The organism is Hymenobacter rubripertinctus (assembly GCF_003583925.1).
In the GTDB taxonomy this organism is placed as follows: Bacteria; Bacteroidota; Bacteroidia; order Cytophagales; family Hymenobacteraceae; genus Hymenobacter; species Hymenobacter rubripertinctus.
The window spans coordinates 15302-38584 of sequence record NZ_QYCN01000026.1 but is presented as its reverse complement, the minus strand read 5'-3'; the positions used below and the strand labels follow the sequence as shown (position 1 = coordinate 38584).

The window sequence follows — 23283 nt, the reverse complement described above, 5'->3', positions numbered from 1 at the left end:
ACACCTGCTAAGCAGGCGATCAAATGAGGTAGCCAAAGGGCTTCCGAGTATAGGTGCCGCCCACTTGGTCGGAGCTTTTCACGCGAGGAGGCAGCAGAACAAGTGCTTAACGAAGATGCTCTTTCTGGTACCCGATTACCTCCGTGCCAGCACTGAACTTTACACCCCCACCCACCCTTCCCGCAGGGCCTGTACCACCAGGCCCACCAAAGTCTTCGCGCCGGTTTTATGGAGCAGGGCGCGGCGGTGGCTTTCCACGGTGCGCACGCTCAGGCAGAGCTGGTCGGCAATTTCCTGGTTGCAATGGTCGTCCACTACCAGGCGCAGTACTTCCAGCTCCCGGCGGCTGAAGGCGGTGGCGGGCCGGGGGTGGCGGGCCAGCGAAACTGGCGGAGTATCGGCCGGCCGGCCCTGGCCGGATAAGTAGGGCGTGAGGCCGGCCACTACGGCGGCCGGGGCTACGTGGCGGGGGAGCCACGAGAGCCAGGGGCCGGCCTGAACCAGGTACTGCCGCAATGCGGGGGGCAGGCGGCCTCCCGTAAAAAGCAGCAGTGGCTGGTTGCTGCGGATGGTCCGGAGCTGGCTCAGGTAACGGTTGGCCAGACAGGTCAGCAGTTCCGCATCGAGAATGACCACGGCATAGGCCCGCTGATAGAGCAAACGGGGCACCGTTGCGCAGTCGGTGGCCAGCGTGATGCCCAGGTTGGGCCAGACTTCCCGCAGGGTGCCCACCAACCCTTGCCGATACAACGTGGGCGGCGCGACTACCAGCGCCTCATAGGACGGGACATACATAACCACCTGACGTAAAGTGAATACGACACTACTGCAACGGGTAGCAACAGGTGGGAAGGGCCGGGGCGCGCAAAGCTGGGCGAACCCCTCAGAACAATAAGCTAAAGTAACCAGCCGGCACCGGGCAGGCAATACCTATAAATAGGTATATTAATAGAATAACTGCAAAAAAGACTGTGGTGTAACCGTGGCAGCAGGCAGGCCCAGGTGGGCAGTCAAGCAAAGCAGATACGACGCTCATCGTTGCAAGAAGCAGCAAAGTGGGGAAGGGCGCGCAGTAGCGGCCCGCCGCTACTGCGCCCCGGCTACCCGCATGGCCAGCAGATACACGCCCTCCGAGGCCGTAATGAACAGGGTTTTGCGGTTGGGGCCGGCGAAGCAGACGTTGGCGGTCCACTTTTCTGGCACCGCAATGTGGGCGATGCGCTGGCCGGCGGGGCTGAAGACCGTCACGCCCTCGCCGGTGAGGTACACGTTGCCGGCGCGGTCGAGGGTCATGCCATCGGAACCCAGGGGCGCGAAGAGGCGGCGGTTGCTGAGGCGGCCGTCGGGGCCGATGGCGTAGCGGTAGGTCTGGTTGGCTTCGATGTCGGCCACGTAGAGCATGCGGCCGTCGGGCGTGCCGATGAGGCCGTTGGGCTGGCGGAGCTGGTCGGCCACCCGCACGGGTGGCTGGCTGTGGTGGCCGGGGGGCAGGTAGTACACATGCCGGCCGCCGAGCAGGCTGTCGGGGGCCTGGCGGGTCCAGTAGGGGCGCGGGTAATAGGGGTCGGTGAAGTAGATGCCCTGGGTTTTGGGGTTCACCCATAGGTCGTTGGGGCCGTTGAGGGTATGCCTGCCCGCGTCGCGCAGCAGCACGGTTACGGTTTTGCCGGGCGCGCTGGACCAGAGCTCGTTTCGGCCGTCGGCGCAGGCCAGCAGGTGGCCGCGGGCATCGAAATACAGGCCGTTGGCGCGGCCGGCCGGTGCCAGAAACAGGCTCAGCTGTCCGGTGCCGAAGTCGTAGCGCCAGATCTGGTCGTTGGGCTGATCGGTGAAGAACGCATTGCCGGCCCGGTCGGGGGCGGGGCCTTCGGTGAAGCCAAACTGCCGGTCTACCACCCGGGGCGTGGCCCCCGCGGCTACCGGACTGGCGGCGGCGGCCATTTCGGCGGCCGTGGAGGTAGCGCGGGGTGTGCAGGCTGCTGCCAGCAACGGGAGCATGAGCGTGCCGCGCACGAGCAGGAAGTGGAAAGCCGCCATCAGTCAAAGACGGAGAAGAAGGAAAGCGGAACGCCCTAAATGTAGCACCCCCGGCGGCACCCCCGGCGGGCAGTGGCCTGGCAAGTTCGTATCTTCGGGTGCCGGCGGCATCGGGTGCCGCCGGGGCGGGGCATCCGCCAGAAGCTGCCTGGCCGGTGTCCTGAGGCCGCCTTCGCCGGCGCCCTCCCGAGTAGTGGAACTACTGCGGCGCAATGCAGTTGTGGGGGAAGCCCGGCTTTCCGAACCTGCGATTACCTCTTTTCCTGTCTGCCTGATGCATGCAACCGCTACGCCTTCTGCCACTGCCTTACTGGAGCCGCTGCTCCAACAAAGCCAGCAGCTTTTTTTTGTGTTCCATCTCGAAACCCACTGCCTGACCTACGTGAGTCCGGCCAGCGAAGGGCTGCTGGGCCAGCCGGCCGACGACTTTCTGGGGGGCGACGACGCGGCGGCGGCGGCCCTGGCGGCGGTAGTGGCCCGGGTGCATCCCGACGACCAGACCTATGCCGCCCGCTGCTTCCGCCACCTGCTGCGTAGCGGCTACCTCGAAGGCGTGGAGCTGCGCCTGCAACGCGGCCCCGACCGGGCGCCCCAGTGGCTTACCGTTTCGGTGGCCCGGGCGGAGTACGGCCCCGGCCAGACCTACCTGAGCGGCTCGGTACTCGACCAGACCGTGCTGCGGGAGCACCTGGACAATACCGACCGCTTCAACAAAAAGAAGAATGCCACCCTCGAAATTCTGGCCCACGACTTGGCCGGACCCTTCGCCATGATGCAGCAGCTCACGGATTTCGTGACCGATAAGGTGGAGCCCCTGCACGACCCGAAGCTGGAAGAGCTGCTCCAGGTGATGAAAACAACCTGCCAGGACAGCATTACCCTGATTCACGACTTTGTGGACAACGAGTTCATGGAGTCCTCGAACGTGGTGCTGCGGCGCGAGCGGGTAGACCTGGTGCCGGGTATGCGGGAGATGCTGGAGGAATACCAGCGGGCCGAGGCCAGCCTGGGCCGGCAGTTCCACTTTGAACCCCTACAGCCCACCATCTGCCTCGATCTGGACAACAACAAGTTCATGCAGGTGATGAATAACCTGCTCTCCAACGCCCTCAAATTTACGCCCCCGGGCAGCCGCATTACTATCCGCCTGGAAGAAGCCGGGCCGGACGTGCTGATCCGGGTTGCCGATAACGGGGTGGGCATCCCGGCCGCGCTGCTGCCCCGGCTCTACGAGCGGTTTACGCCCGCCCGCCGGCCCGGCCTGCGCGGCGAACGAACCACCGGCCTGGGCATGTCCATTATCAAAACCATCGTAGAGCTGCACCACGGCCGCATTTCGTGCCAGAGCACCGAGGGCCAGGGCACCACGTTCACCATCCGTCTGCCCCGGCCACTGGTGGTAGAGGAGGAGGAAACGGAACAGGGCTAGCCCAGACAGGCGCGCCACAACTACCCGGTTGTCCGCGCAACGGGCCGCCTGGTTGTTCCCCGGCGGCCCGGTTTGCGTAGGGGGTACGTATGATCCGACTACTGCTCTTGCTGAGTGGGCTGCTGCTTTCGCTGGCCCTGCCGGCCCAGCCGCCCACTACCCTGCCGCCCTCGCCCCGGCAGCTGTTTCCGGGCCTGTTCGAGGCCGTGCAGCTGGGCCGCGTGTTTCCCGACAATAAGACGTTCGTGGATGCCGAGCCCCGCGACGAGCCGGCCGTGATTCTGGCCGCCTACGCCCAGTTCAAGGATCAGCCTAATTTCCGGCTCCGCGACTTCGTGGAGGCCTATTTCCGGCTGCCCGCCACCACTGGCCCCACCTACCGCACCCACGTAGCGGCCGGCCTGCGCCACCACCTCGACACGCTCTGGACGGTGCTGCGCCGCCCGGGCCAGGATTCGGTAAGCCGCTACTCGTCGCTGCTGCCCCTGCCCCAGGCCTACGTAGTGCCCGGGGGGCGCTTCCGGGAGGTGTACTACTGGGATTCCTACTTCACCCTGCTGGGCCTGCGCGAAAGTGGCCGCCCGGAGCTTATCCGGGGGATGGTCGATAATTTCGCCTACCTCATCAGCCGCTACGGCTTTATTCCCAACGGCAACCGCACCTACTACCTCACCCGCTCCCAGCCGCCCTTCTTCGGGCGCATGGTGGCGCTGCTGGCCGGCCTGCAACCTCGCCCCGCCGCCGCCGACTCGGTGCGCCTGGCCTACCACCCGGCCCTGCTGCGCGAGTACCAGTTCTGGATGGCCGCCGCCGACTCGGTGGCGCCCGGCCAGGCCCGCCGCAGCGTGGTGCGCCTGCCCGATGGCACCCTGCTCAACCGCTACTGGGACCGGAGCGCCCAGCCCCGGGAGGAGTCGTACCAGGAAGACGTGGCCGTGGCCGCCCGCACTACCAGCCGCCCGGCCGCCGGGGTGTACCGCGACCTGCGCGCCGCCGCCGCCTCGGGCTGGGATTTCAGCAGCCGCTGGCTGGTACCGGGCCAGGGCCTGGAGTCTATCCGCACCACCGAGCTGGTACCCGTGGATCTGAACTGTTTGCTGTATGAGGTGGAGGGGCAGCTGGCCCACACCAGCCGCCTGCGCGGGGAGCCGGCGTTGGCCCAACGACTGGAAACCCGCGCCCGGGCGCGTCGCCGGGCTATCCGCCGCTACTGCTGGGACGAGCAGGCCAATTGGTTCGTGGATTACGACTGGGTCCGGCGGCAACCCGCGCCGGTGCGTACGCTGGCCGGCGTGGTGCCGCTCACGGTGGGCGTGGCCTCCCGGAGTCAGGCCCGGCACGTGGCCGCCGGCCTGCGTCAGAACTTCCTGCGGCCCGGCGGCCTCGTCACCACGCTCAGCACCACCGGCCAGCAGTGGGACGCGCCCAATGCCTGGGCTCCGCTGCAATGGCTGGCCGTTACGGGCCTGCGCCGCTACGGCGAGACGGCGCTGGCCCAAACCATCGTCGGCCGTTGGACCGGCCTCAACGAGCAGGTGTTCCGGCAAACCGGCAAGCTGATGGAGAAGTACGATGTGGACCACCCCGCCACGCCGGGCGGAGGCGGCGAGTACCCCCTCCAGGATGGTTTCGGCTGGACCAACGGCGTGCTGCTGGATTTTTTGCGCCCGGCCGCCCCGCCCCCGCGGTAGCTGCCCGGCCCCCGCACACAGGGCTTCTGCCGTAAGCGCAGGTAGCCAGCACGCCTGGTAGTATCCATCGTAAAACAGCCGTGCCCCGCAGCGGGGCCAGAAGTTTTTCCCAACTCCTGGCCCCGCTGCGGGGCACTCTTCCTTCGGCTGGAGGGGGATTCTGCAACCCGCCCACCGCTCACCGCTGTTGTCGCTGCTCCGTCACGCGCGCCGGCTACCGTCGGTCAGCGTGCGCTAGCGGAACAGTTCGTTGCGCTGGAGGGCCCGCACGTAGGCGGGCTGCTGCTGCTTGGCCTGCTTCTGCCGGATTTTGGCCATCAGCCCCGACGTCTTACGGGCCTTCTTAACCTTTTCGGCTTTCGTGGTAGCGGTGGTGGGGTCGGGAGTGACGGCGTGTGCCGGGGCGGCGGCCAGCAGGCCGGCCGTGCCCAGCATGAGCAGAAGCGAGAGGACGTTTTTCATGGACTGGGGCCGGAAGGAAGCTGGGAGAGTTGGAGCAAGTGGCGCGGGGCGGCCGCCGGTTAGTGGCGGCGCTTGCGCAGGCGCTGGTAAGCGGCCTGACGGCGCTTCTTGCGCTTGAGCTTGCCCCAGTCGGGGGTGTTGGCCGTGGTGGTGAGGATGGTGGAACGGGTGGCCGGAGCCGCAGTAGGGGCGGCGGGTGCGGCCAGGGCAACTTCGGCCGTAAGCAGGGCGGCTACGACCAGGAAGGAGGGTAGGAGAATTTTCATAAGCTGAATCATGGTTTTTATTATCTCGGTGCAAGTATAAGTTAAATTAATTATGGTTAAAATTATAAACAAAAATTATGCACGAAAAAACCCTCTCCCGGAAGGGAAGAGGGTTTTTGAAGGGCGACTAGGGTACCCGAAACAGTGGCTATTCTTCGTCGCTGGCGGCCTCGGCGGCTTTGGCGGCGGCAAATACGGCCACGCTCGCCAGCACCGCAATACCCACAATAAGCTGGGTGGTGGTGAAGCGGCGCGAAGCCTTGCGCAACAGGGCTCCACCATGCTTCAGCAGGTCTTCCAGCTGGTCGGCTTCGCCCTGGAAAACCTTATAACCGCTTTGCAGGGTGTTGATAATGTCTTCGGGAAGAATTTTTTCTACTTCGGAGGAGAGTTGATTGCTCATGGCTGAGAGAAAGGAGCGTCAGAATTAAAGATGAAATCAGATGAAGTGGCCGGCACCGGGCCAGCCGAAATCCTCTACGCAAGTTACCCGATTTTGATACCTGCCCGCGAAAAGAAGGCCCGGATGCTCTGGCGGCCGGCCGCCGGATCTGCCTTGCTTCGCCGCTCCGGACCCCGGCAACGAATCGGGCGGCAAGCCCAAAAAGCAGCCCTGGCGCGCGGGCACCAGGGCTGCTGACAGTCTTTCGGAAAAGGCGGGCGGCCTACTCGTACACCTTCACTACGAACACGTAGTCCTGGAGCTTGCGGATTTGCTGGGGGCGGGAGGTGCCACTGAGCTGGTTGCCCCGGGGCAGGTTGTAGGGCCGGCCGGATCCGGCCGCGCTCAGCGAATCAACCAGCCGCATGAGGTAAGATGATTTAGTAGCGAAGGCCGCGCTCTGCACGTCCATCTGCCGGCCGCTCACTACGCCAATCAGGTTGCCGCGGTCGTCGAGCAGGGGGCCGCCCGAGTTGCCGGGGTTCACCGGGATGCTCACCTGGTAGAAGCCCGTATCGCCCTCGAAGCCCGAGTGGGCACTCAGGGAGCCATCATTGAACACGAGGTCTTCGCGGGGGTAGCCCAGCGTATACACCTTCTCGCCCAGGTCCGATTCGCCGCGCTTGAAGGCGTAGGGCAGGCGGCCGAAACCGATGAAGTCCTTGTCTTTGATTTGCAGAATGGCCAGGTCGTGGGCCACGTCGGTAAACACGGGCTCGGCCCGGAAGCGCTGGCGGGCGCGGTTCTCAATCAGTAGCGAGTCGGCCCCCTGAATCACGTGGTAGCTGGTTACCAGGTAGCCGTCGGCGGTGAGGGCGAAGCCCGTGCCACTGAACTTACCGGGATTAATCCGCTCCCCGGGCTGGGTAACGTCAATCTGGTTGAGGGTACGGTTCATGGTGCGCTGGGTGCGCTTGATGCGCTCCACCTCGCGGCGCAGCACGGTGTAGCCGTACAGGGAAGGCTTCTGGGCCGTGCGGTACATTTCCATGCCCAGCAGCGTGGCGAATACGGCCAGTACGGCAACGGCGGCCGCCACCATCATGGTGGCGCGGTGGCCCTGCCAGAAGGCACGCAGCTTCTGCTCGGTGCGGGAAATGCGCAGCAGCGGCCGGGGGGCGCGGCCGGTGGCAAACTGTTCCCGGCGCTCATCCTCCTCGGCTACTTTGGCCAGGGGCAGGTGGGCGGCCTGGTCGGCTTCCATCGCGGCATGGATGGTTTGCAGGCGGCGGCGCAGGGCCAGCCGCCGCCCATAGGCCGTGAGCGTGCCGGTGAGGTCCTCAAATTCGCGCAGCCGCCGGGCCAGCTCCGGGTCGGCGGCGAGGCGGTGCTCCAGGGCGGTGCGCTCCTCCTCGGCCAGTTTGCCGGCCCGGTAGGCCTCGAACAGAGCGTAGTAGTCGGCTTCGGTTTTCATTCTTGGGGAGAAGTGAGCGGTGAGAGAGGAGAAGTGAGAAATACGGAGTGCGAAGTGAGCTTTCCGTGCTGCCGGCTGGGCCGTCGGAACGTAGTCTCATACCTCTCCTCTCTTACTTCTTCATTCTTTCACTTCTCATGTTCTAGTTCAGTTCCTGATACTGATTGAAAAAGAGCTTTTTCAGACGAACCAGGCACTTGTATTTTTGATTTTTGGCGTTGTCGGCGTTGGTGTAGCCAAACTCGGCCGTGAGCTGCTGCATCGATTTATCGAGCAGGTAGAAGCCTTCCAGCAAGGAGCGGCACGGCTCCCCGATCAGGTCCAGCGCCTGGCTCATGGTGCCCAGTTGCCGGTCCCGCTCCTCGGCCAACTCCAGGTCGGCTTCGGCTCCGGTTTCGAGGTAGGGCTCGTAGTCATCGAGGTGGCCGCCGAAGCGGGTTTTCTCGGTGAGCCGTTTGAGCCACAGGCGGCGGCACACGGCGTAGAGGTAGGTTTTGATCTGGCAGCTGAGCTCCAGGGAGCCGTCGCGGACCTTCTCATAGAATACCATCACGCCCTCCTGGTACACGTCCTTGGCTTCGTCTTCGGTGCCGCTGTTTTGCAGCACATAGTGCGAAATCATGGGAAAATGCAGCCGGTAGAGCTGAGCCAGCGCCCGGTCGTCGTCGCGGCGGATGGCCGCCACAAACTCCTCATCGGTGTAGGAAGCAAGTCCCTTACCCATTCGCTTTGTTGCTTAATACGTGAGGTCCGCTTCGGTAACCCGCAAAAAAAATATTTTTCAATGGGGGGTTACCTATGGTCGATTTCCGGATGAACGACGTTTTTCGGACTAAAAATTTCAAACTCCCCTCCCCATGAAGAATTTCCTGAAGGTATCCGCCCTGGCCGTTGTATTCGCCGCTACCCTCGCTTCGTGCGAGCAGAAAGCGGTGGAAACCACCACCACGACCGAGGTAACGGCTCCCGAGACTACCACCACGGTAACCGATACCACGGTAGTTGTGCCCGCTGATGCGATGGCTCCGGCGGCCACCACTACCACCGAAACCACCACCACGGAGGCTCCGGCAACCACCACTACTACCACGGAGGTTAAGTAATTGCCCGCCGGCCCGGCCGGTGCGCAGTGGCTATAGCCCGGATTCCGCCCAGCGGAACCCGGGCTATTTTTTGGCCCTTCGCCAAGCCGCAAGATACGGGTATCGGGCCTATTGGGCTGGGCCGGCGAACCGGGCAACCGCTGCCTCGTGCTCCGGCCCGGTTGCCGGGGGATTATAGTTTCTCCTCCAGCCATAAGAAGCCCGCCGCCAGCAGAAACAGGGCATAGCCCCACCAGCGGGGCCAGGTGGTGCGCCGGCCGGGCACCGCTACGGTAGTGGCCGCCTCGGCCCCCGGCCCGGCCGGGGCCAGCGCCGCCGCGCGCTGCCACTGCTGCCGTCTCGGCCCCGCCCACTGGGGAGAGCCATACACGTAAAACCACTGCCGTACCGTGCCCACCCGGGCCTGGTGCCACCCAGCGACGGCCGGCCAGTACGTGGCCGTGGCCCATTCCGCCACCCAGGCATCTGGCCGCTGAGCCAGCCGGAGCGTATCGGTGGCGGGGGCGGCCAGCCACAAGGACGCACTGCCGGCTCCCACGGTGCGCAGGTGCAGGGGCTCGTTGGGAGTGGGCCAGGAATTCAGCCCCTGAATGGCCCCGCTCATTCGCCGGACCGGGCGGGCGGCCGTGAGTAGCCGGCTCCAATACGCCGCGTAAGTGGCCGCCTTGTTTTGCAAAGCCCAGGGAAAGCTTTCGGTGATGGTGCTCACGACCACCGTGCCCAGGCCCAGGGCCCGGGCTGCCGCCACGGGTTGCCGGTCAGGGCCGCTGATGAGGGCGCGCAGAGCCGTGGTTGGGCGCAGGGTAGCGGGCACGAGGGCCGCCGCCGCCGGAGCCGCCGGCCAGCGCAGGGGCTGGGCCACGAGGGCAGCGGCGGCCGACCGGAGCTGCACCCGGAAAGCGCTGGCCCCGGGCAGCTGGCGGGGCAGGGTGGGAGTATCCGCTACCAGCAGAACGCCGCAGGTGCCTTCCCGCACGGCGCGTTGGAGGGTGGCGGCTTCCGCGCCGCCCAGGCCAGCCAGGGAGGCCGCATCGGTTACCACTACCTCGAAGCGGGCCAGCAGGGCGGGCGTGAGGCGGCCGAGGGCGGGCGGGTTGGGCAGGTTGAGGAATTCGGTCTGGGTGAGGCCCCGGCTCAGGCCCGTGCGCACCGCCACCGTGTGCTGGTGGGCGGCCAGATACTCCTTCAGAAACCGCAGCTCAAACGACGGGGCGGCCGCCAGCACCAGCACCCGCAGCGGCTGGGGGGCCTGCACCTCCACCGGCACCGGCTCCCGGGCGACAAGCCGCGCGCCTTGCCGCGCTTCCAGCCCGTACACGGCCCGCCCGGTGGCCCGGGGCACAAACCGCAACTCAAACGGGCCGCCGCCCGCCGGCAGCCGCACCGAGTCGCGGACTGCCCCGGCGGCGCGCAGCCGCACCCACACCGGCCCGTTGCCCACCTTGGCCAGCTGCCCGGCCACGCTCCAGGGTTGGCCCAGCTCGGGCTGGGCATCCCAGGTGGCCTGCTGAAAACCAGCGGCCGGCGCATCGGCGTGCAGCCGCAGGGGTAGTCCGGGCAGGGCCGGCACGTCGGCCGCTGGCAGGCCCCGGCCCAGCACATGCAGCTCGCGCAGGCCGGGTAGTAGCAGGCCGATGGCCGTGGCGTTGGGCAGCGTGAGCGTATCGTTGCCGGCCGGGGCGGCTGCGCCGTAGCGGCGGTACACGGGTGTGGTCGGGCCGAGGCGGCGCAGCAGGGCGCGGAGCGTATCGGGCGAATAGCTGGCCGTCAGCAGAATGGCCGTAGTGGGGCGGGCGGGGCCGGCCTGCTCCTGCACCGGCGGAAACGCGGCCAGCCCCAGCCCCGCCACGGCCCCCAGTCCGGCTGCCACGCGCCAAACCCGTCGCCGCGCATCGGGCCGGCGCAGGGCCAGCACCGTGAGCAGAAGGGCAAGCAGCAGACCGGAAATCAGGAACAGCATAGGGCGAAGCAGGCGGCAGGTTGATGTTGGGAGGAGAGGTGTTATCCGGCGGGAGTTACCTCATCACCGGTTCAGCTCCTGAAAATAGCGGCGGGTGAGGGCGCTGGCGGGCGTAGTAGTGCGGGTGGGCGCGGGCGGCGGCACGGGCAGCAGACTGGTAAAGGCCTGCTCCAGGGCGGGCAGCCCGGCCCGGTCCGGGGTTCGGTTGGCGCGCAGAGTGGCCGTGAGCGTCCGGAGCTGCCGCAGCGCCCCCAGGTAGCGGCCGGGCTGGTTCAGGGCGGCCCGGGAGAGCTCCGGCCCCGCCTGCTCCAGCACCGCCGCGGCCCCGGCGGGCACCGAACCGGCGGCGCGTAGCTGGGTGAGCACCCGCAACGCGGCCCGCACGGCGGGTTGGGTGGCCGGAGCCGGCCGCTGCCGCTGGCGGCGGGGGGCGGTGGCCCCCGCCAGGTCGCCGGTGAGGCGGGTGGTGGCCTCGGGCATGGGCGGGGGCGTGAAGCCGGCCTTTTTCACGTAGGCCCGGGTTTGCTGCTGCACCTCCTTGAGCAGGCGCAGCGCCCGGTACTCGTAGGGGCGGGCCTCCCGGAGCCGGCCGGTGCGCAGGCGCAGCTCGGCCTCCCACATTTCACTGAGCACGGCCTGGAGCTTGGCTTTCACGGCGGGCTCCAGGAAGTCGGCGGTTTCGGCGTCGTCGTGGCGGTGGATGTAGGGCTCCAGCAGCTCGGCGGTGCGGGCCTCGTAGCCCGACTGGCCCCCGGCGGTGGGGGCGTTGTGGCCGTGGTCGTGGCCGTCGTTGGCCGAATGGGCTTCGGTGGGCGCGGGCGCTGGTTCGGGTTCGGTGTGGTCCTCGGCCACTACGGAGCCCATGCCCGGCGGCTCGGCCTGGGCGGCTTCATCGGCCTCGTCGGGCCGGGTAGCCCCACCGATGCTTTCGTCGGTTTCCTCGCCCAGAAACTTGCCGTAGCGCATGCGCAGCAGCTTCTGGTCGACGCCGATGCTGTTGGCCCGGTCCTGCACCGTGGCGGCGGGCAGCTTGCTCTGCTCGGCCAGCAGCTTTTCGGTGTCGATGATAATCTGGCGCTGGCTGCGGAAGTAGGCCGGGGCCGTGCTCACGCCCAGGGAGGCATCGAGGGTGCTGGTCTGCACCGTCGTGTCTTCCCACTGCACCAGGTAAGTATCGGAGCGGGTGAGGTGCTGGTGGTTGTCCCAGGCCTGGAGGTAGAAGTACACCTCGTCGCCGTAGGTGAGGCCCAGGGCGGGCAGGTTGAGTATGGGCCGAAGGGTGGCGGTGGCGGGCTGGCCGCGCAGGGCGGCGCTCAGGTCGGTGACTACTTCCCGGAATTTCACGGCCTCGCCCTGGCCCTGGGCCACGGTGGCCACCAGGCGGGCCCGGATCAGGCCGTAATCGTCGCTGATGCGCGCATCAATCGTCACCCGGGGCGGCTGGCCGAATTCTATCAGCGTGTAGGCTTTGGGGCTGATGACGCGGATAACCGGAGCCTGGTCGGGCACCACTTCGATAGAATAATCCTCCGAAACCTGCCCCCCCAGCCGTAGCCGGTAAAGCGTGGAGGTCAGCAGCGTTTCCTCCCGCTCGAAGGCGGTGGAGTCGCCCGGCACCGGCCGCAGGGACAGGCGGCGCGCGCCCAGCTCCAGCACCGGGACCGTACGGGTGGCCCGGCTCACCGTCACGCGCCAGCGCACCCGGCTCTCGCGGGGGCAGCGGAACGAGGCCCCGGCGGGGGTAAAAGCGGCTTGGCGGGTGTAAGCGGGCGGCTGCACCCGCAACCGGGTGGCCACCATGCGCGGGGCCGCCGCCGGCGTGGCGGGTGGGGCGTTGAAGTGCATGGGCACCGGTGCGTCTTCGGTAACCGCAGCTGCCCGTGCCGCCGGGGGGCGCTGCCACCAGACCAGGGCCGCCAGGGCCAGCAGCAGGGCCGTGGTTCCCAAGGCCGGCCGGAAGCTCACGGGTAGCAGCGGGCCGGCCGCCGCCAGTTCGGGCAGGCGGGTAAGCAGGCGCTGCTGTTGCAGGTTTTCCAGCAGGTTCAGCTCCGAGGCCGGGCGCAGCAGTAGGGCGGTGCTGTCTTCGAGGGGCGGGTGCAGGCGGTTGAGGCGGGCGGCCACGGCGGCCGGGGTTTCGTGCCAGATTTGCCAGAGCCGCGCCCCCAGCAGTAGCAGGCCCGCCAGTGCCGCGCCCGCCAAAGCCGGTGCGGCTCCCGGCCAGGCCCGCGCCGCCGCCACCAGCAGCAGCACAATGGCCAGCGCCGGGAGCAATAGCACCAGAGTACGACGGCGGGCCTGGCTGCGGCCGGCCGCCGTCACGAGCCCGGCCGGAGCCGTTGGGGCCACGGAAATAACAGCGGCACTCATGGCGAAAGTGGGTTAGCAGGTGAAGTCGGGCGGGCGTTGCGGCGGGCCGCCAGCAGCCGCTCCAGCGCAAACAGCAGCCCGGCCCCCAGCACCAGCCACGGGGCCAGCGGCCGGGTCGGGCCAGCCGACGATAAGACCCCGGCCGCCGCCGCGACGGGGCTGTGGAGCTGTGCCAACGGCAGCTGGCGCGAATCGGGCTGGAAGGCGGGCGACGTTTCGGGCAGCACCAACGGCAGCAGCAGGGCGGGCAATTCGGGGCTGTCGGCAAGGCTGCTCCAGGCGGCATCGAGGCGGGTGTGCAGGTGGTAGCGGCCCGGGGCCTGCCAGCTCAGCAGGGGCCGCCCGGCGGCCGTGAGCCAGAGGGTGGTAGTGCCGCCCGCCGCAACGGTATCGAGGCGCGCAAGGGCCAGCGCGGTGCCGGAGCCGGCGGGCCGGAACCAGGTGGCCGTACCTTTGGCCGCCGTAGAAGCCTCCTGCCAGGTCCGCAGTCCGGGGGCGTTGGCCCAGCGGGCCGGCAAAGGCGCGTCGCGGAGCCAGAACAGCCAGTCGAGCGAATCAGGGGCGGCGGGCAGGGCGGGGCTGCTGCTGAAGCGGGGGCGCAGGGGCAGCACCGGGGCCAGGGCCCGCAGGGCCGCCGCCAGCACCCGGGCAGAGGCGGCGTGGGCGGCATCGTAGCTCAGCTGCCAGCGGGGGGCACGGGTGAGCAAAGGCAGCCGGCGGCGGCGGCCGCTTTCGGTCACTACTAGCTCCTGCTGAGTAGTCAGCTGGATTTCACTCCCCCCCCAGCGGCTCGGCAACATCTGCCCCACGGCCGGCCGCCGGAGACGCACCTTCTGGTAGGTAACCGCTGATTCCGAGCCCGTCGCCAGCAGCACCACCATACTATCGGGGTGGGGCTGCCAGGCAGCTACGGGCCAGCGGCTGGAATCGGGTGGGGGCAGGGGCAGCCAGCGCACGGCGGCGGGCAGGGCGGGCCGCGTGCCCCGGAACGAGGATACGTCGAGCGAAGTCACGACCACCACAGGCCGGCCGGGCAGCGAGTCGGTGGCCAGTTGCACGGTGTTCCAGAGGTTGGGTGCGGGGGCCAGAACGGTATCCATGGCGAGCCGGGCAACGGCCTGCGTGGTGTCGCCCAGCCCTACGGCCGCCCAGGCGACCGGAGCCCCCAGCGGCCGGCGCGCAAACAGCTGGCGCAACTCGTAGCCCTGGCGGCGCAGGGAATCGAGCACGTCACGGACGGGGGCCAGGGCCGTGGCCGTAACGCCCGGGGCCAGCAGCACCTGCCCGCGCCGGGGCGGGCGGGGCAGCTCCTGAACGGGTTCGGCCAGGGCCAGGGCGAGCAGGCCCAGCACGGCGGCGCGCAGCAAAAACAGCAGCAGCTGTTCGGGCCTGAGGCTGCGCAGGCGCTGGTTGGCCGCCGCTGCCAGCCACCGCACGCTGCCCACCCGCACCACCCGCCCCGGCCGGCGGTTCCAGAGGTAGATAGCCAGCGGCACCGCCAGCCCCAGCAGGGCCAGCCAGCCAGGGGCCGCAGAGGAGAAGAAAATCGGGAGCAAGGAGCAGCGGTAAGTTTCGGGAGAGCAAGGTGGCAACGCCGCAGTACAGACGCAACTTTGGGCGGGCAGTTGTTTTGAGCGTTGGTTTTTAGTGAGTGATTTTTGGTTGTTGGATAGTTAGGACGAGATTCTTCGCTCCGCTCAGAATGACGTTCTAACCATCCAACAACCAACCGGCTCACCCCCGGGCGCGGCGGCGCAGGAACTCGCGCAGGGCGTCGGTGAGCGGCTCGGCCGTGCTGAGCTGGTGGTAGTCGAAGCCGTGGGTGCGGGCGCGCTGGGCGGTGGCGCGCAGCCAGGGCTGCAATTGCTGCTGCCAGGCCCGGCGCTGCTGGTCGGCGTTGAGCTGGAGCTGCTGGCCGGTTTCGAGGTCCTCAAACGTAATGGCCCCCCGGTAAGTGAATTCCAGCTCATTGCGGGCCATCAGGTGGAGCAGCAGCACCTCACCCGAGGCAGCCCGCAGGCGGGTGAGCAGGCGCTCAATCTCGCCGTCGTCCTCGTACAAATCACTCACGCAAATGGTGAGGGCGGGTTGGCGGCGGGCGGTGAGGGGAGCCAGGGTGGCGGCGTCGGGGAAGCGGCCGGCGGCTTCGGTCGTTGCCAGGGCGTGGTAGAGGCGGGGCAGCTGGCGGGCGTCGGCGCGGGGCGGCAGGTGTAGCAGGCCGGCGGGCCGTAGTACCGTGAGGGCCACCGCGTCGGCCTGCTGGGTGGCCACGTAGGCCAGGGCCGCGCACAGCAGGCGGCCGTACTGGAGCTTGGTCAGGCCGTTGTCGTCCTGGTGGTTCATGCTGGCCGAGGCGTCCAGCACCAGGTGCACCGTCAGGCTCGTATCCACCTCCGATTCGCGCAGGTAGTAGCGGTCGGAGCGGGCGGCCAGGCGCCAGTCAAGGCGGCGCAAATCGTCGCCGGGCTGGTAGGGGCGGTACTGGCTGAACTCCATGCCCGCGCCCTTGCGCCGACTCAGGTGGGCTCCGTGCAGCAGCCCTTCGGCGGCCAGCTTGGCGGCCAGCGGCAGGTTGTGCAGGGCATGCAGGTATTCGGGGGTGAGCATAGTGAGTTGTCAGTTGCTAGTTGCCGGTTGTCAGTCGTTGGTGCCTTGGTTCAGGGGTTGACAAGCTGACAACTAACAACCGCCAACTGACAACTCAAACCGCCACCGCCGTCAGCAGCGCCGCTACGGCATCTTCCGTGGTCAGGCCCTCGGCTTCGGCGTTGAAATTGAGCAGGATGCGGTGACGCAGCACGGCCGGGGCCAGGGCGCGCACATCTTCCTGCGTAGCAGCGAAGCGGCCCTGGAGCAACGCCCGGGCCTTGGCGCACAGAATCAGGGCCTGGCCGGCGCGCGGGCCGGCCCCCCAGCGGCCGTAATCCTGGATAAACTTGACTTCCGACGTGGCCGGGCGGGTGGCCCGCACCAGCCGGTTCACCCGCTGCACCAGCTCCTCGCTGATACTGACCTGGCGGGTGAGGGCTTGCAGCTGGCGCACATCGTCGCCGCTGAGGATGGGCTGCACTTCGGGGCGGGCGGTGCCGGTGGTGCCCGTCAGCACGGCCAGCTCCTCCTGCTCGGTGGGGTAGCCGATGCGCACGTAGAGCAGGAACCGGTCGAGCTGGGCCTCAGGCAGCGGGTAGGTGCCACTCTGCTCAATCGGGTTTTGGGTGGCCAGCAGAAAGAACGGCTTGGGCAGCGCGTGCTCCTGGCCGGCATAGGTAACGTGGCCTTCCTGCATGGCCTCCAGCAGGGCGGCCTGGGTTTTGGGCGGCGTCCGGTTGATTTCGTCGGCCAGCACCAGACTGGCGAAAATGGGGCCGGGGTTGAATTTGAATGAGCGGTGGCCGGTGCCGTGGTCTTCCTCCAGAATCTCGGTGCCCAGAATGTCGGTCGGCATCAGGTCGGGCGTGAACTGGATGCGGCGGAAGGGCAGGTCGGTGGCCTGGGCGAGCGTGCGCACGAGCAGGGTTTTGGCCAGCCCCGGCACGCCTTCCAGCAAGGCGTGGCCGCCGGCCAGCAGGGCTACCAGCACTTCTTCCAGCACCTGCTGCTGGCCCACAATCACCTTCCCGATTTCAGCTTTGAGCAGCGGGATTTTGGCCAGCAGGCGGGTTACATCTTGTTCGGTCACGAAAGCGAAAGTTGAGAGTCAGGGAATCAGGCAAAACGAAACGGATCAGCCTAAAGTCTACCGGAGTGGGCCGGGGCTGCTTGCGTCCGGCATTTTCGGCAGATTTTTCTGGGAACGATAAAGTCTGATGAACCCGGCGAGTGGTTTGCCGATGACCGCCGCAACCGGCTATTTCGAACCATGATACGCAACCCACTCCGCATTCTTCGTCCCGGCTGCCTGCTGGCCGCCGCCCTCCTGTTCAATGCCGCCCTGGCCCGCCCGGCCAGCGCGCAGACCACGCCTACTACCGAGTCTGCGGCTCCCGTGGGTTTCCGCCACGCGGTGCGGCTGGATTTGGGAGGGGTTCTCGCCCGTAATATGGCCTATAACCTGCTCAACAACGAACCGCAGGTGCTACTGCCGATTCTGGTAGGGTACGAACAGCAACTGGGCCGGCGTACCAGCGGCAGCGTGGAAGTGTTGCTCAACGGCGGCGAGCCCGATGAACGGCTCAAGGGCCTGGCCTTGCAGGGGCGCTACTATTTTTACCAGCGCCGCCCAACCGGCCTGGCCGGGTTCTACGTGGCCCCCACGCTCAGCTACCGGGCGGTGCAGCTGAGTCCGTATTATGGCCCCACAATTGAAAAACGCCAACTGGGTGGGGCCGGCATGTTGCTGGGCGCTCAGGTGCCGCTGGGCCGTCAGCGGCGGTTTCTGCTGGATGTGGCCGCTGGCAGCATGAGCTGGACCAGACTCAGCCCCGAGCGGCCCAGCAACAGCGGTTCTTATTATTACCAGGAGACGTACTACGAGAACAATTCGGCCGTTTTCGATGGCCGCCTCAGCCTGGGCTACCGATTCTAGCCGGGGCGTCAGGCCAGGGAAGCGGATGCTTTAGTTTGATATCGAAATAAGTTAAGCGAATGATTATGAAAGTAGTATGCCTTGCATCTATTGGGGTAAGTAGCCTCGCAATCAGTCTTTTCAGTGGTGTCGTCCACTGTCAAACGGTACCTGCCGATTCGCTGACCCGCGGTAAGGTGCGGTACCAGAACGCGGTGCGCTTCGATGTGGGGGGAATAGTGGCGGGTACCGTCGCCAGCACGGCGCTGGGGGGCAGCAGCCTGATCTTCCCGCTGCTGGCGTCCTACGAGCGGCAACTGAAACCCCGTTTCAGCGTGGTAGCGGAGGGCCTGCTCAACGGCGGCGATGATTATGAGCGCAAAGCCGGAGTATCGTTGCAGAGCCGATACTATGTGCGCCCCCGCTGCGGCAGTAGCCTGGCCGGCTTCTACGCGACTCCCGCGCTGGCTTATCGGGTGGTGCGCCTGCGTAGCGATTATGCGCCTGAAGTGCGCCGCCGATTTGTGGGAGCCGGTGTGCTGGTTGGCTGGCAGGGAGCCCGTAAGGCAGACAGCCGCTGGTTCTGGGACGTATCGGCCGGCATTATGCGCTGGCAGAAAACAGGAGCCGACAAGGTAGCCGCCCCGGCCTACGGAGCCTTCCCGACAAGCAGCAAAGCGTACTACGAAACCCACCGCTCCGATTTCGACGGCCGCTTAGGGGTTGGCTATCGGTTTTAAGCCGTAAGCGCATACAGGATAATATTGACGCCGAACTTGGTGTTGTCTTCGGCCAGGAAGCGCTTGTTGCGGAAGTCATAGTCCCACTCGCAGCCGTAGTCCTTGTTGGAGTAGAGCACCCGCAGGCGGCCGTCGATTTCGATGCCCTTGAGGTAGTCGTGCACCAGGTCGTCGCCCCAGCCGTTGAGCTCGAAGCCGGTGTTGGGCGGGCCTTCGGGGAAGGGGAAGAATTGCGAGTAGATGGGGTGGGAGCCCGGCAGCTTCTTCAGCGCCCCGGTCCCGAAGCAGACGCGCATCTGCTCCTCAAAAGAGCGCGCAAACAGCCCGTCGATGTCGTGGTTGCAGTCATCCACAAACACGAAGCCGCCGCCGCGCACGTACTGCTCGAAGTTCTTTTTTTCGGCGGCCGAAAACTGCACCAGCCGGTGCCCCGAGAGGTAGCAGAACGGGTAGCGAAACAGCTCCTCCGAGTCCAGGGCCACCACTTTCTCCTTGGGCGCGACGGGCACTTTGGTGTACTGCACCAGCGAGTGCAGCAGGTTGGCCGGCATGCGCTCATCCACCGCGTCCCAGTCGCCGGATTGGTACTTGAGGCGCACGAAGGTGAAGGCAGCGGGCATGGGGCGGGGCAGGATAGCTTAGGGAAAACAGGGCAAAGACGCCGCCGGACCCGAAAGGTGGCTTCCCGCATTCGGGCCGGTGCAAAAAGAAGCGGGAACAGCCGCCCGCGCTTCATCTGGGGCCTGCATTCAGCAGGAAGTCGTTGTAGAGGCCCACCACGCGGGGCATGTCGTGGTAGCGAAATCCCTCCGCGCCCTGGGCAATCTGGGTACTTACGGCCAGGCAGTCGGCGGTGTATTCGGTCATCAGCTTCCGGAAATTGCCGTGCGTAACGGCCACCAGCTGCCCGTTGCGGCGCAGAAACCAGCGGTTGCGCTCCACCGCAAGCCCGCCCAGCTGCGCCATGAGGGTGGGCAAAGCCAGCGCCGGCAGCAGCACCGAGGGTAACAGCGGCACTTTATCGGCGGCCGAGCCTCCGAAGGCGAACAGCTCCACCGGGCCTTCCGTCAGGCGCAGGGCCAGCACCTTGGGGCAGCCGGCTGGCCGCATGTTTTCCAGGTAGAACCCGCGAATGATGACGGACGCCAGCTTGTCTACGTCTACATGCTGAATACGCGGAAATGGCCGCACTTCCGGGTTGCGGGCGAAGTAGTCCACCGTCTCCTCGAAGCCGATGGAGTTGACGGGGAAATACGCGCGGACCGTTTTGCCGGCGGTGGTAGTGGCTACGGCCAGGCCATGGGGCGTCTTCGGACCCGTATCGCGCCAGGCGCTGGAGTCCGGTAAGGTCTGGGCAAGCAGGGGGTGAGTCGTGGAAAGCAGCAGCCCGAAGATGCCGATGGCAAAAGTAAAGCGCAGGGAGTCATACATAGCAGCGGTAAGGTTAAGACGGGGTAAAGGAGATGGAATTGGTAGCGTACCCTCTTGCGATATGTCAACTTATGAAAGCAGCATACAATATTTCACAGGAAAGCCCACTCTGAAGTTCAGAATGGGCTTTCCTGTGAAATACGTAGCGGCCTATACCGCGTCCGACAAGCTGGTAAAGGTGAAGTCGCGGATTTTGAGCGGGGGCACCAGGTTGCCGCCGATGCGCACCGGGCGGCCAATGGCCTCCAGGTTGTTGAGCATGATGACCGGCGACTCGTTGAAACGGAAGTTTTTCACCGGGAACTTGATCTGGCCGTTTTCGATGTAGAACGTGCCGTCGCGGGTGAGGCCGGTGTAGAGCAGCGTCTGCGGGTCCACGTCGCGGATGTACCAGAGGCGCGTGACCAAAATGCCCTTGGCGGTACCTTTGATGAGGTCCTGCACGCTCTGGGTGCCACCCTCCATGATCCAGTTACCGGGGAAGGCAGTGGGCTGTTGGCCGGTTTTCTGGGCCCAGTAGCGGGAGGTGTACAGGTTCGACACTTTCCCTTTCTCGATCCAGGCCATACGTTTCACCGGCAACCCCTCGCCGTCGAATACCCCGCTGGGTACCTCGGCATTGAGCGGGTCGGAGTAAATGGACACGCGCTCATCGAAGAGCTTCTCGCCCTTGCGGTTGCCGCCCCCCTTCTTGCTCAGGAACGAGCGGCCCTCGTCGGCTTCGCGGGCCCCGAGGCTGTACATGAGGTTGTTGAGCAAACCTTCATCCGAAGCCAGGGCGGCGGGCTCCAGAATCACGGTGTACTTGCCGGGCTCCAGGGCCCGGGCGTTGCGCGAGCCGGCCGCTTTGTCGGCCGCAATCTGGGTCAGGTTTTTGGCGTTGAACTTGGCCGCGTCGGTGTAGTCGGCCGTGGCATAGCCCGAGCCGGTACCGTCGGGCGTGCGCACCGTGATGGAGAAGTCCACGTTGGTGCTCTGTTGGTAGGCTTCCAAACCCTTGTTGTTGCGCAACGCCTGGAAGTAGGTGCCGTCTTCGAGGTAGCCGGCGGCGGTCAGGTTTTTGGCCGTGCACAGGGCAATACTGTCGCCGGCGGCCTGGGCCCGGAAGTCGGGGCTGATGGCGGCGGTGCTGGCGGCGTAGGCAGTGGGCGTGAGGTACTGCTGGGGCCCGAGCAGGGGCATATACTCGGGGTCTTCGGGGGCGAGGCGGGCAATTTCCTCGGCCCGTTGCACGCAGCGGCGCAGCGTGGCGTCGTCGAACTCGTTGCAGGTGGCAATGCCGGCCCGCTTGCCGAAGCGTGCTTCCACGGCCAGGCTCACGTTGTCGGTGGCCCCGGCCGTACTCACCGAGTTGCGGGCGTAGCGCACGTTGCCGGTGGTGCGCCCGTTCAGGCTGGCCTGGCACTCATCGGATTTGCTGAACCCGAGTACCTTTTTGAGGATGGCCTGGGCTTCGTCTTTGGAAAGGATAGCCATGTTTTTTGGATTGAGCTGTTAGCTGATGATTTGATTGCTTCCGCCCCACGTTGCGCCTCACCCCCTAGCCCCCTCTCCGAAAAAGGAGAGGGGGAACTAGAATTTAAATTCTAGTCTAGTTACAATGGCTCTAGTTCTGTAAAACCGAAAGCTAGTTCCCCCTCTCCTTTTTCGGAGAGGGGGCTAGGGGGTGAGGCGCAACGCCAGAACAGCTTAAATTTTCCTTGCGGTATTAATCACGTTCACGGCATTGAAGCGCGTGGTGGCCGAGCCGTGGCTCACGGCCGAGCTCTGGCTGGGCTGGCCCTTGCCGTCGTTGAAGAAGCCCGCCAGCCGGTAGTCCGACGCGTCGCAGGAGCCGGCACAGGAACCCCAGAACTCCAGCGTGTTGGTCTGGTAGGCCACGTCTTCGAGCATCTCCGTGATTTTGCCCTTCTCGATGGCGTAGAACACCTGGCCCCCGAACTGGGAGTTGTAGCGCTGCTGGTCGATGGAGAACGAGCCGTTGCCGGCAATGTAAATGCCCTTATCCACCTTGCTGATCATCTCATCGACGCTCATTTTGCTGGTGCTGGGCTTGAGGCTCACGTTGGGCATGCGCTGGAACTGCACATCCTGCCACGACTGCGAGTAGCAGCAGCCGTCCGACTCCTTCTGCCCCACCTTCAGGGCCTGGTCGCGGATTTTCTGGTAGTCTACCAGCTTGCCCTGCTCAATCAGATTCCACTCCTTGGTTTTCACGCCTTCATCGTCCCAGCCCACGGCCCCCAGCGAGTAAGGCTGGAGCTTATCGGCCACAATATCGACTTGCTTTGAGCCGTAGGGCTGGCCCTTGGCCTTCCACTCCAGCGTGGCAAACGAGGTGCCCGCATAGTTGGCCTCGTAGCCCAGCACCCGGTCGAGTTCGGTAGGGTGGCCCACCGATTCGTGGATGGTCAGGCCCAGGTGGTGCGGGTCGAGCACGAGGTCGTACTTGCCGGCCGTAACCGATTTGCAGGTCAGTTTCTGCTTGGCCTGCTTGGCGGCCAGGGCGGCGTCGGCCAGCATGTCGTAGCTGTTGCGGTAGCCCACGAGGCCAGTGCCGGCCGGGCCGGCCACTTTGTCTTCGGCCTTGGGCTGGAGGTACTCGTAGCCCATGCCCATGGGGGCACTCAGGGCCGAGCGCGAGCGGAACTTGCCCGAGGCGCGGTCTACCACCGTCACGCCGAACGTGGGGAAGATGCGGTGGATGTCCTGGTCGATGTAGGAGCCGTCGGTGCTGGCGAAGTACTTCTGCTCGTTCACCTGAAACAGCACTGAGTTCACGAACGACGCGCCGTTATCCATGGCCGCCGCGTTGGCAGCCAGCAGCAGCGCTACCTTGTCTTTGATGGGTACTTCGAAGGCGTTGATTTTGATTGGCGCCTTCCACGAAACTTCGCCGTAGCCTTTCTGCACCGCCAGCTGCACCTGCTCCTTCTGCACCTTGCTGTTGGCCTTGGCAATCTGCACGGCCAGTTGGGCCGCTTTGGCGATGCCCGCATCGGTTACCGTGTTGGTGGCCGCGAAGCCCCAGGTGCCATTGGCAATCACGCGCACGCCCACCCCGAAACTCTCGGAGCTGACGATGTTCTGCACCTGCTTTTCGCGGGTGAACACGCCCTGGTTGAGGTAGCGCCCGATGCGCACATCGGCGTAGGTGGCGCCGGCCGATTTGGCCGCGTTCAGCGCCACATCGGCCAGGCGTTTTTTGGCCGCCACATCCAGGCCCGGCTCCAGCAGGCGGGCGGGGTCAACAAGGTCGCCGGCAAAACCGGGAATAGCGGGCAGCCACAGGGCACCGGCGGCCAGGCCCGTCAGGCCCACAAAGTCACGTCTTTTCATAAAATTAAATCACAGATTTTGCAGATGGTGCAGATGAAAAGGATTCTAAATCACAGATGTTACAGATGTTGCAGATAAAGGGGATTCGTGCTGATGAA

The 23283-nt window shown here is 66.0% G+C and carries 21 protein-coding genes; 5 read left to right on the top strand and 16 right to left on the bottom strand.

The features are described 5' to 3' along the window. Positions 1 to 159: 159 nt before the first annotated feature. Complete coding sequence (locus D0T11_RS15705; protein ID WP_119656755.1) at positions 160 to 795, bottom strand: helix-turn-helix transcriptional regulator; 636 nt, start codon at positions 793 to 795, stop codon at positions 160 to 162. Positions 796 to 1086: 291 nt separating this feature from the next. Beyond that, positions 1087 to 2037, bottom strand: a complete 951-nt coding sequence (locus D0T11_RS15700; protein WP_119656754.1) for an SMP-30/gluconolactonase/LRE family protein — start codon at positions 2035 to 2037, stop codon at positions 1087 to 1089. 274 nt (positions 2038 to 2311) lie between these two features. Here D0T11_RS15700 and D0T11_RS15690 point away from each other — a divergent pair, with 274 nt between their 5' ends. Beyond that, a complete protein-coding gene (locus D0T11_RS15690) occupies positions 2312 to 3466 on the top strand; it encodes a PAS domain-containing sensor histidine kinase (protein WP_182888444.1) in 1155 nt (384 codons plus the stop codon). Between the two features lie 89 nt (positions 3467 to 3555). Beyond that, on the top strand, positions 3556 to 5157 hold the full coding sequence (treF, locus tag D0T11_RS15685) for an alpha,alpha-trehalase TreF (protein ID WP_119656751.1): 1602 nt from the start codon (positions 3556 to 3558) through the stop codon (positions 5155 to 5157). 234 nt (positions 5158 to 5391) lie between these two features. Here treF and D0T11_RS15680 read toward each other — a convergent pair whose 3' ends face one another. From D0T11_RS15680 to D0T11_RS15660, 5 genes are all read right to left on the bottom strand, one after another. Next, positions 5392 to 5619: a hypothetical protein gene (locus D0T11_RS15680; protein WP_119656750.1), complete on the bottom strand. Its 228-nt coding sequence runs from the start codon at positions 5617 to 5619 to the stop codon at positions 5392 to 5394. Positions 5620 to 5678: 59 nt separating this feature from the next. After that, positions 5679 to 5885 (bottom strand): hypothetical protein, encoded by a 207-nt coding sequence (locus D0T11_RS15675; RefSeq protein ID WP_147374684.1) that lies wholly within the window; start codon positions 5883 to 5885, stop codon positions 5679 to 5681. A gap of 148 nt (positions 5886 to 6033) precedes the next feature. Then, positions 6034 to 6288: a hypothetical protein gene (locus D0T11_RS15670; protein ID WP_119656748.1), complete on the bottom strand. Its 255-nt coding sequence runs from the start codon at positions 6286 to 6288 to the stop codon at positions 6034 to 6036. A gap of 262 nt (positions 6289 to 6550) precedes the next feature. After that, entirely contained in the window at positions 6551 to 7741 is a 1191-nt protein-coding gene (locus D0T11_RS15665) for a S1 family peptidase (protein WP_119656747.1), read from the bottom strand. 142 nt (positions 7742 to 7883) lie between these two features. Then, positions 7884 to 8465: an RNA polymerase sigma factor gene (locus tag D0T11_RS15660; protein WP_119656746.1), complete on the bottom strand. Its 582-nt coding sequence runs from the start codon at positions 8463 to 8465 to the stop codon at positions 7884 to 7886. Positions 8466 to 8598: 133 nt separating this feature from the next. Here D0T11_RS15660 and D0T11_RS15655 point away from each other — a divergent pair, with 133 nt between their 5' ends. Further along, a complete protein-coding gene (locus D0T11_RS15655) occupies positions 8599 to 8844 on the top strand; it encodes a hypothetical protein (RefSeq protein WP_119656745.1) in 246 nt (81 codons plus the stop codon). Positions 8845 to 9016: 172 nt separating this feature from the next. On the opposite strand, the gene D0T11_RS15650 is transcribed toward D0T11_RS15655, so the two are convergent. The 5 genes from D0T11_RS15650 to D0T11_RS15630 all read right to left on the bottom strand — a co-directional run bounded on the left by D0T11_RS15650 (position 9017) and on the right by D0T11_RS15630 (position 16850). Further along, positions 9017 to 10804 carry a hypothetical protein gene (locus tag D0T11_RS15650; RefSeq protein WP_119656744.1) on the bottom strand — a complete coding sequence of 596 codons (1788 nt, stop codon included), beginning with the start codon at positions 10802 to 10804 and terminating at the stop codon, positions 9017 to 9019. A gap of 63 nt (positions 10805 to 10867) precedes the next feature. Continuing rightward, the gene (locus tag D0T11_RS15645; protein ID WP_119656743.1) at positions 10868 to 13171 is read right to left on the bottom strand and encodes a DUF4175 family protein; all 2304 of its coding nucleotides are present in this window, start codon (positions 13169 to 13171) and stop codon (positions 10868 to 10870) included. Then, positions 13168 to 14727 (bottom strand): BatA domain-containing protein, encoded by a 1560-nt coding sequence (locus tag D0T11_RS15640; RefSeq protein ID WP_147374683.1) that lies wholly within the window; start codon positions 14725 to 14727, stop codon positions 13168 to 13170. Before D0T11_RS15640 ends, D0T11_RS15645 begins: the two co-directional genes overlap by 4 nt. Before the next feature lie 178 nt (positions 14728 to 14905). Continuing rightward, the gene (locus D0T11_RS15635) at positions 14906 to 15778 is read right to left on the bottom strand and encodes a DUF58 domain-containing protein (protein WP_119656741.1); all 873 of its coding nucleotides are present in this window, start codon (positions 15776 to 15778) and stop codon (positions 14906 to 14908) included. A 94-nt stretch (positions 15779 to 15872) separates the two neighbouring features. Next, positions 15873 to 16850, bottom strand: coding sequence for an AAA family ATPase (locus tag D0T11_RS15630; RefSeq protein ID WP_119656740.1), 978 nt, complete (start codon positions 16848 to 16850; stop codon positions 15873 to 15875). A 180-nt stretch (positions 16851 to 17030) separates the two neighbouring features. Between D0T11_RS15630 and D0T11_RS15625 the strand changes: the two genes are divergently transcribed. Further along, positions 17031 to 17696, top strand: a complete 666-nt coding sequence (locus D0T11_RS15625) for a hypothetical protein (protein ID WP_119656739.1) — start codon at positions 17031 to 17033, stop codon at positions 17694 to 17696. A gap of 176 nt (positions 17697 to 17872) precedes the next feature. Next, positions 17873 to 18415: a hypothetical protein gene (locus D0T11_RS15620; protein ID WP_119656738.1), complete on the top strand. Its 543-nt coding sequence runs from the start codon at positions 17873 to 17875 to the stop codon at positions 18413 to 18415. Here the strand turns inward: D0T11_RS15620 and D0T11_RS15615 are convergent. The 4 genes from D0T11_RS15615 to D0T11_RS15600 form a co-directional block, all read right to left on the bottom strand. Further along, positions 18412 to 19035, bottom strand: coding sequence for a DUF4159 domain-containing protein (locus D0T11_RS15615; protein ID WP_119656737.1), 624 nt, complete (start codon positions 19033 to 19035; stop codon positions 18412 to 18414). The genes D0T11_RS15620 and D0T11_RS15615 overlap by 4 nt on opposite strands. Before the next feature lie 112 nt (positions 19036 to 19147). Then, positions 19148 to 19846, bottom strand: coding sequence for a hypothetical protein (locus tag D0T11_RS15610; RefSeq protein ID WP_119656736.1), 699 nt, complete (start codon positions 19844 to 19846; stop codon positions 19148 to 19150). A gap of 150 nt (positions 19847 to 19996) precedes the next feature. Then, positions 19997 to 21322, bottom strand: coding sequence for a TldD/PmbA family protein (locus tag D0T11_RS15605; protein WP_119656735.1), 1326 nt, complete (start codon positions 21320 to 21322; stop codon positions 19997 to 19999). 213 nt (positions 21323 to 21535) lie between these two features. Beyond that, positions 21536 to 23185: a TldD/PmbA family protein gene (locus tag D0T11_RS15600; RefSeq protein ID WP_119656734.1), complete on the bottom strand. Its 1650-nt coding sequence runs from the start codon at positions 23183 to 23185 to the stop codon at positions 21536 to 21538. Between the last annotated feature and the right edge of the window lie 98 nt (positions 23186 to 23283).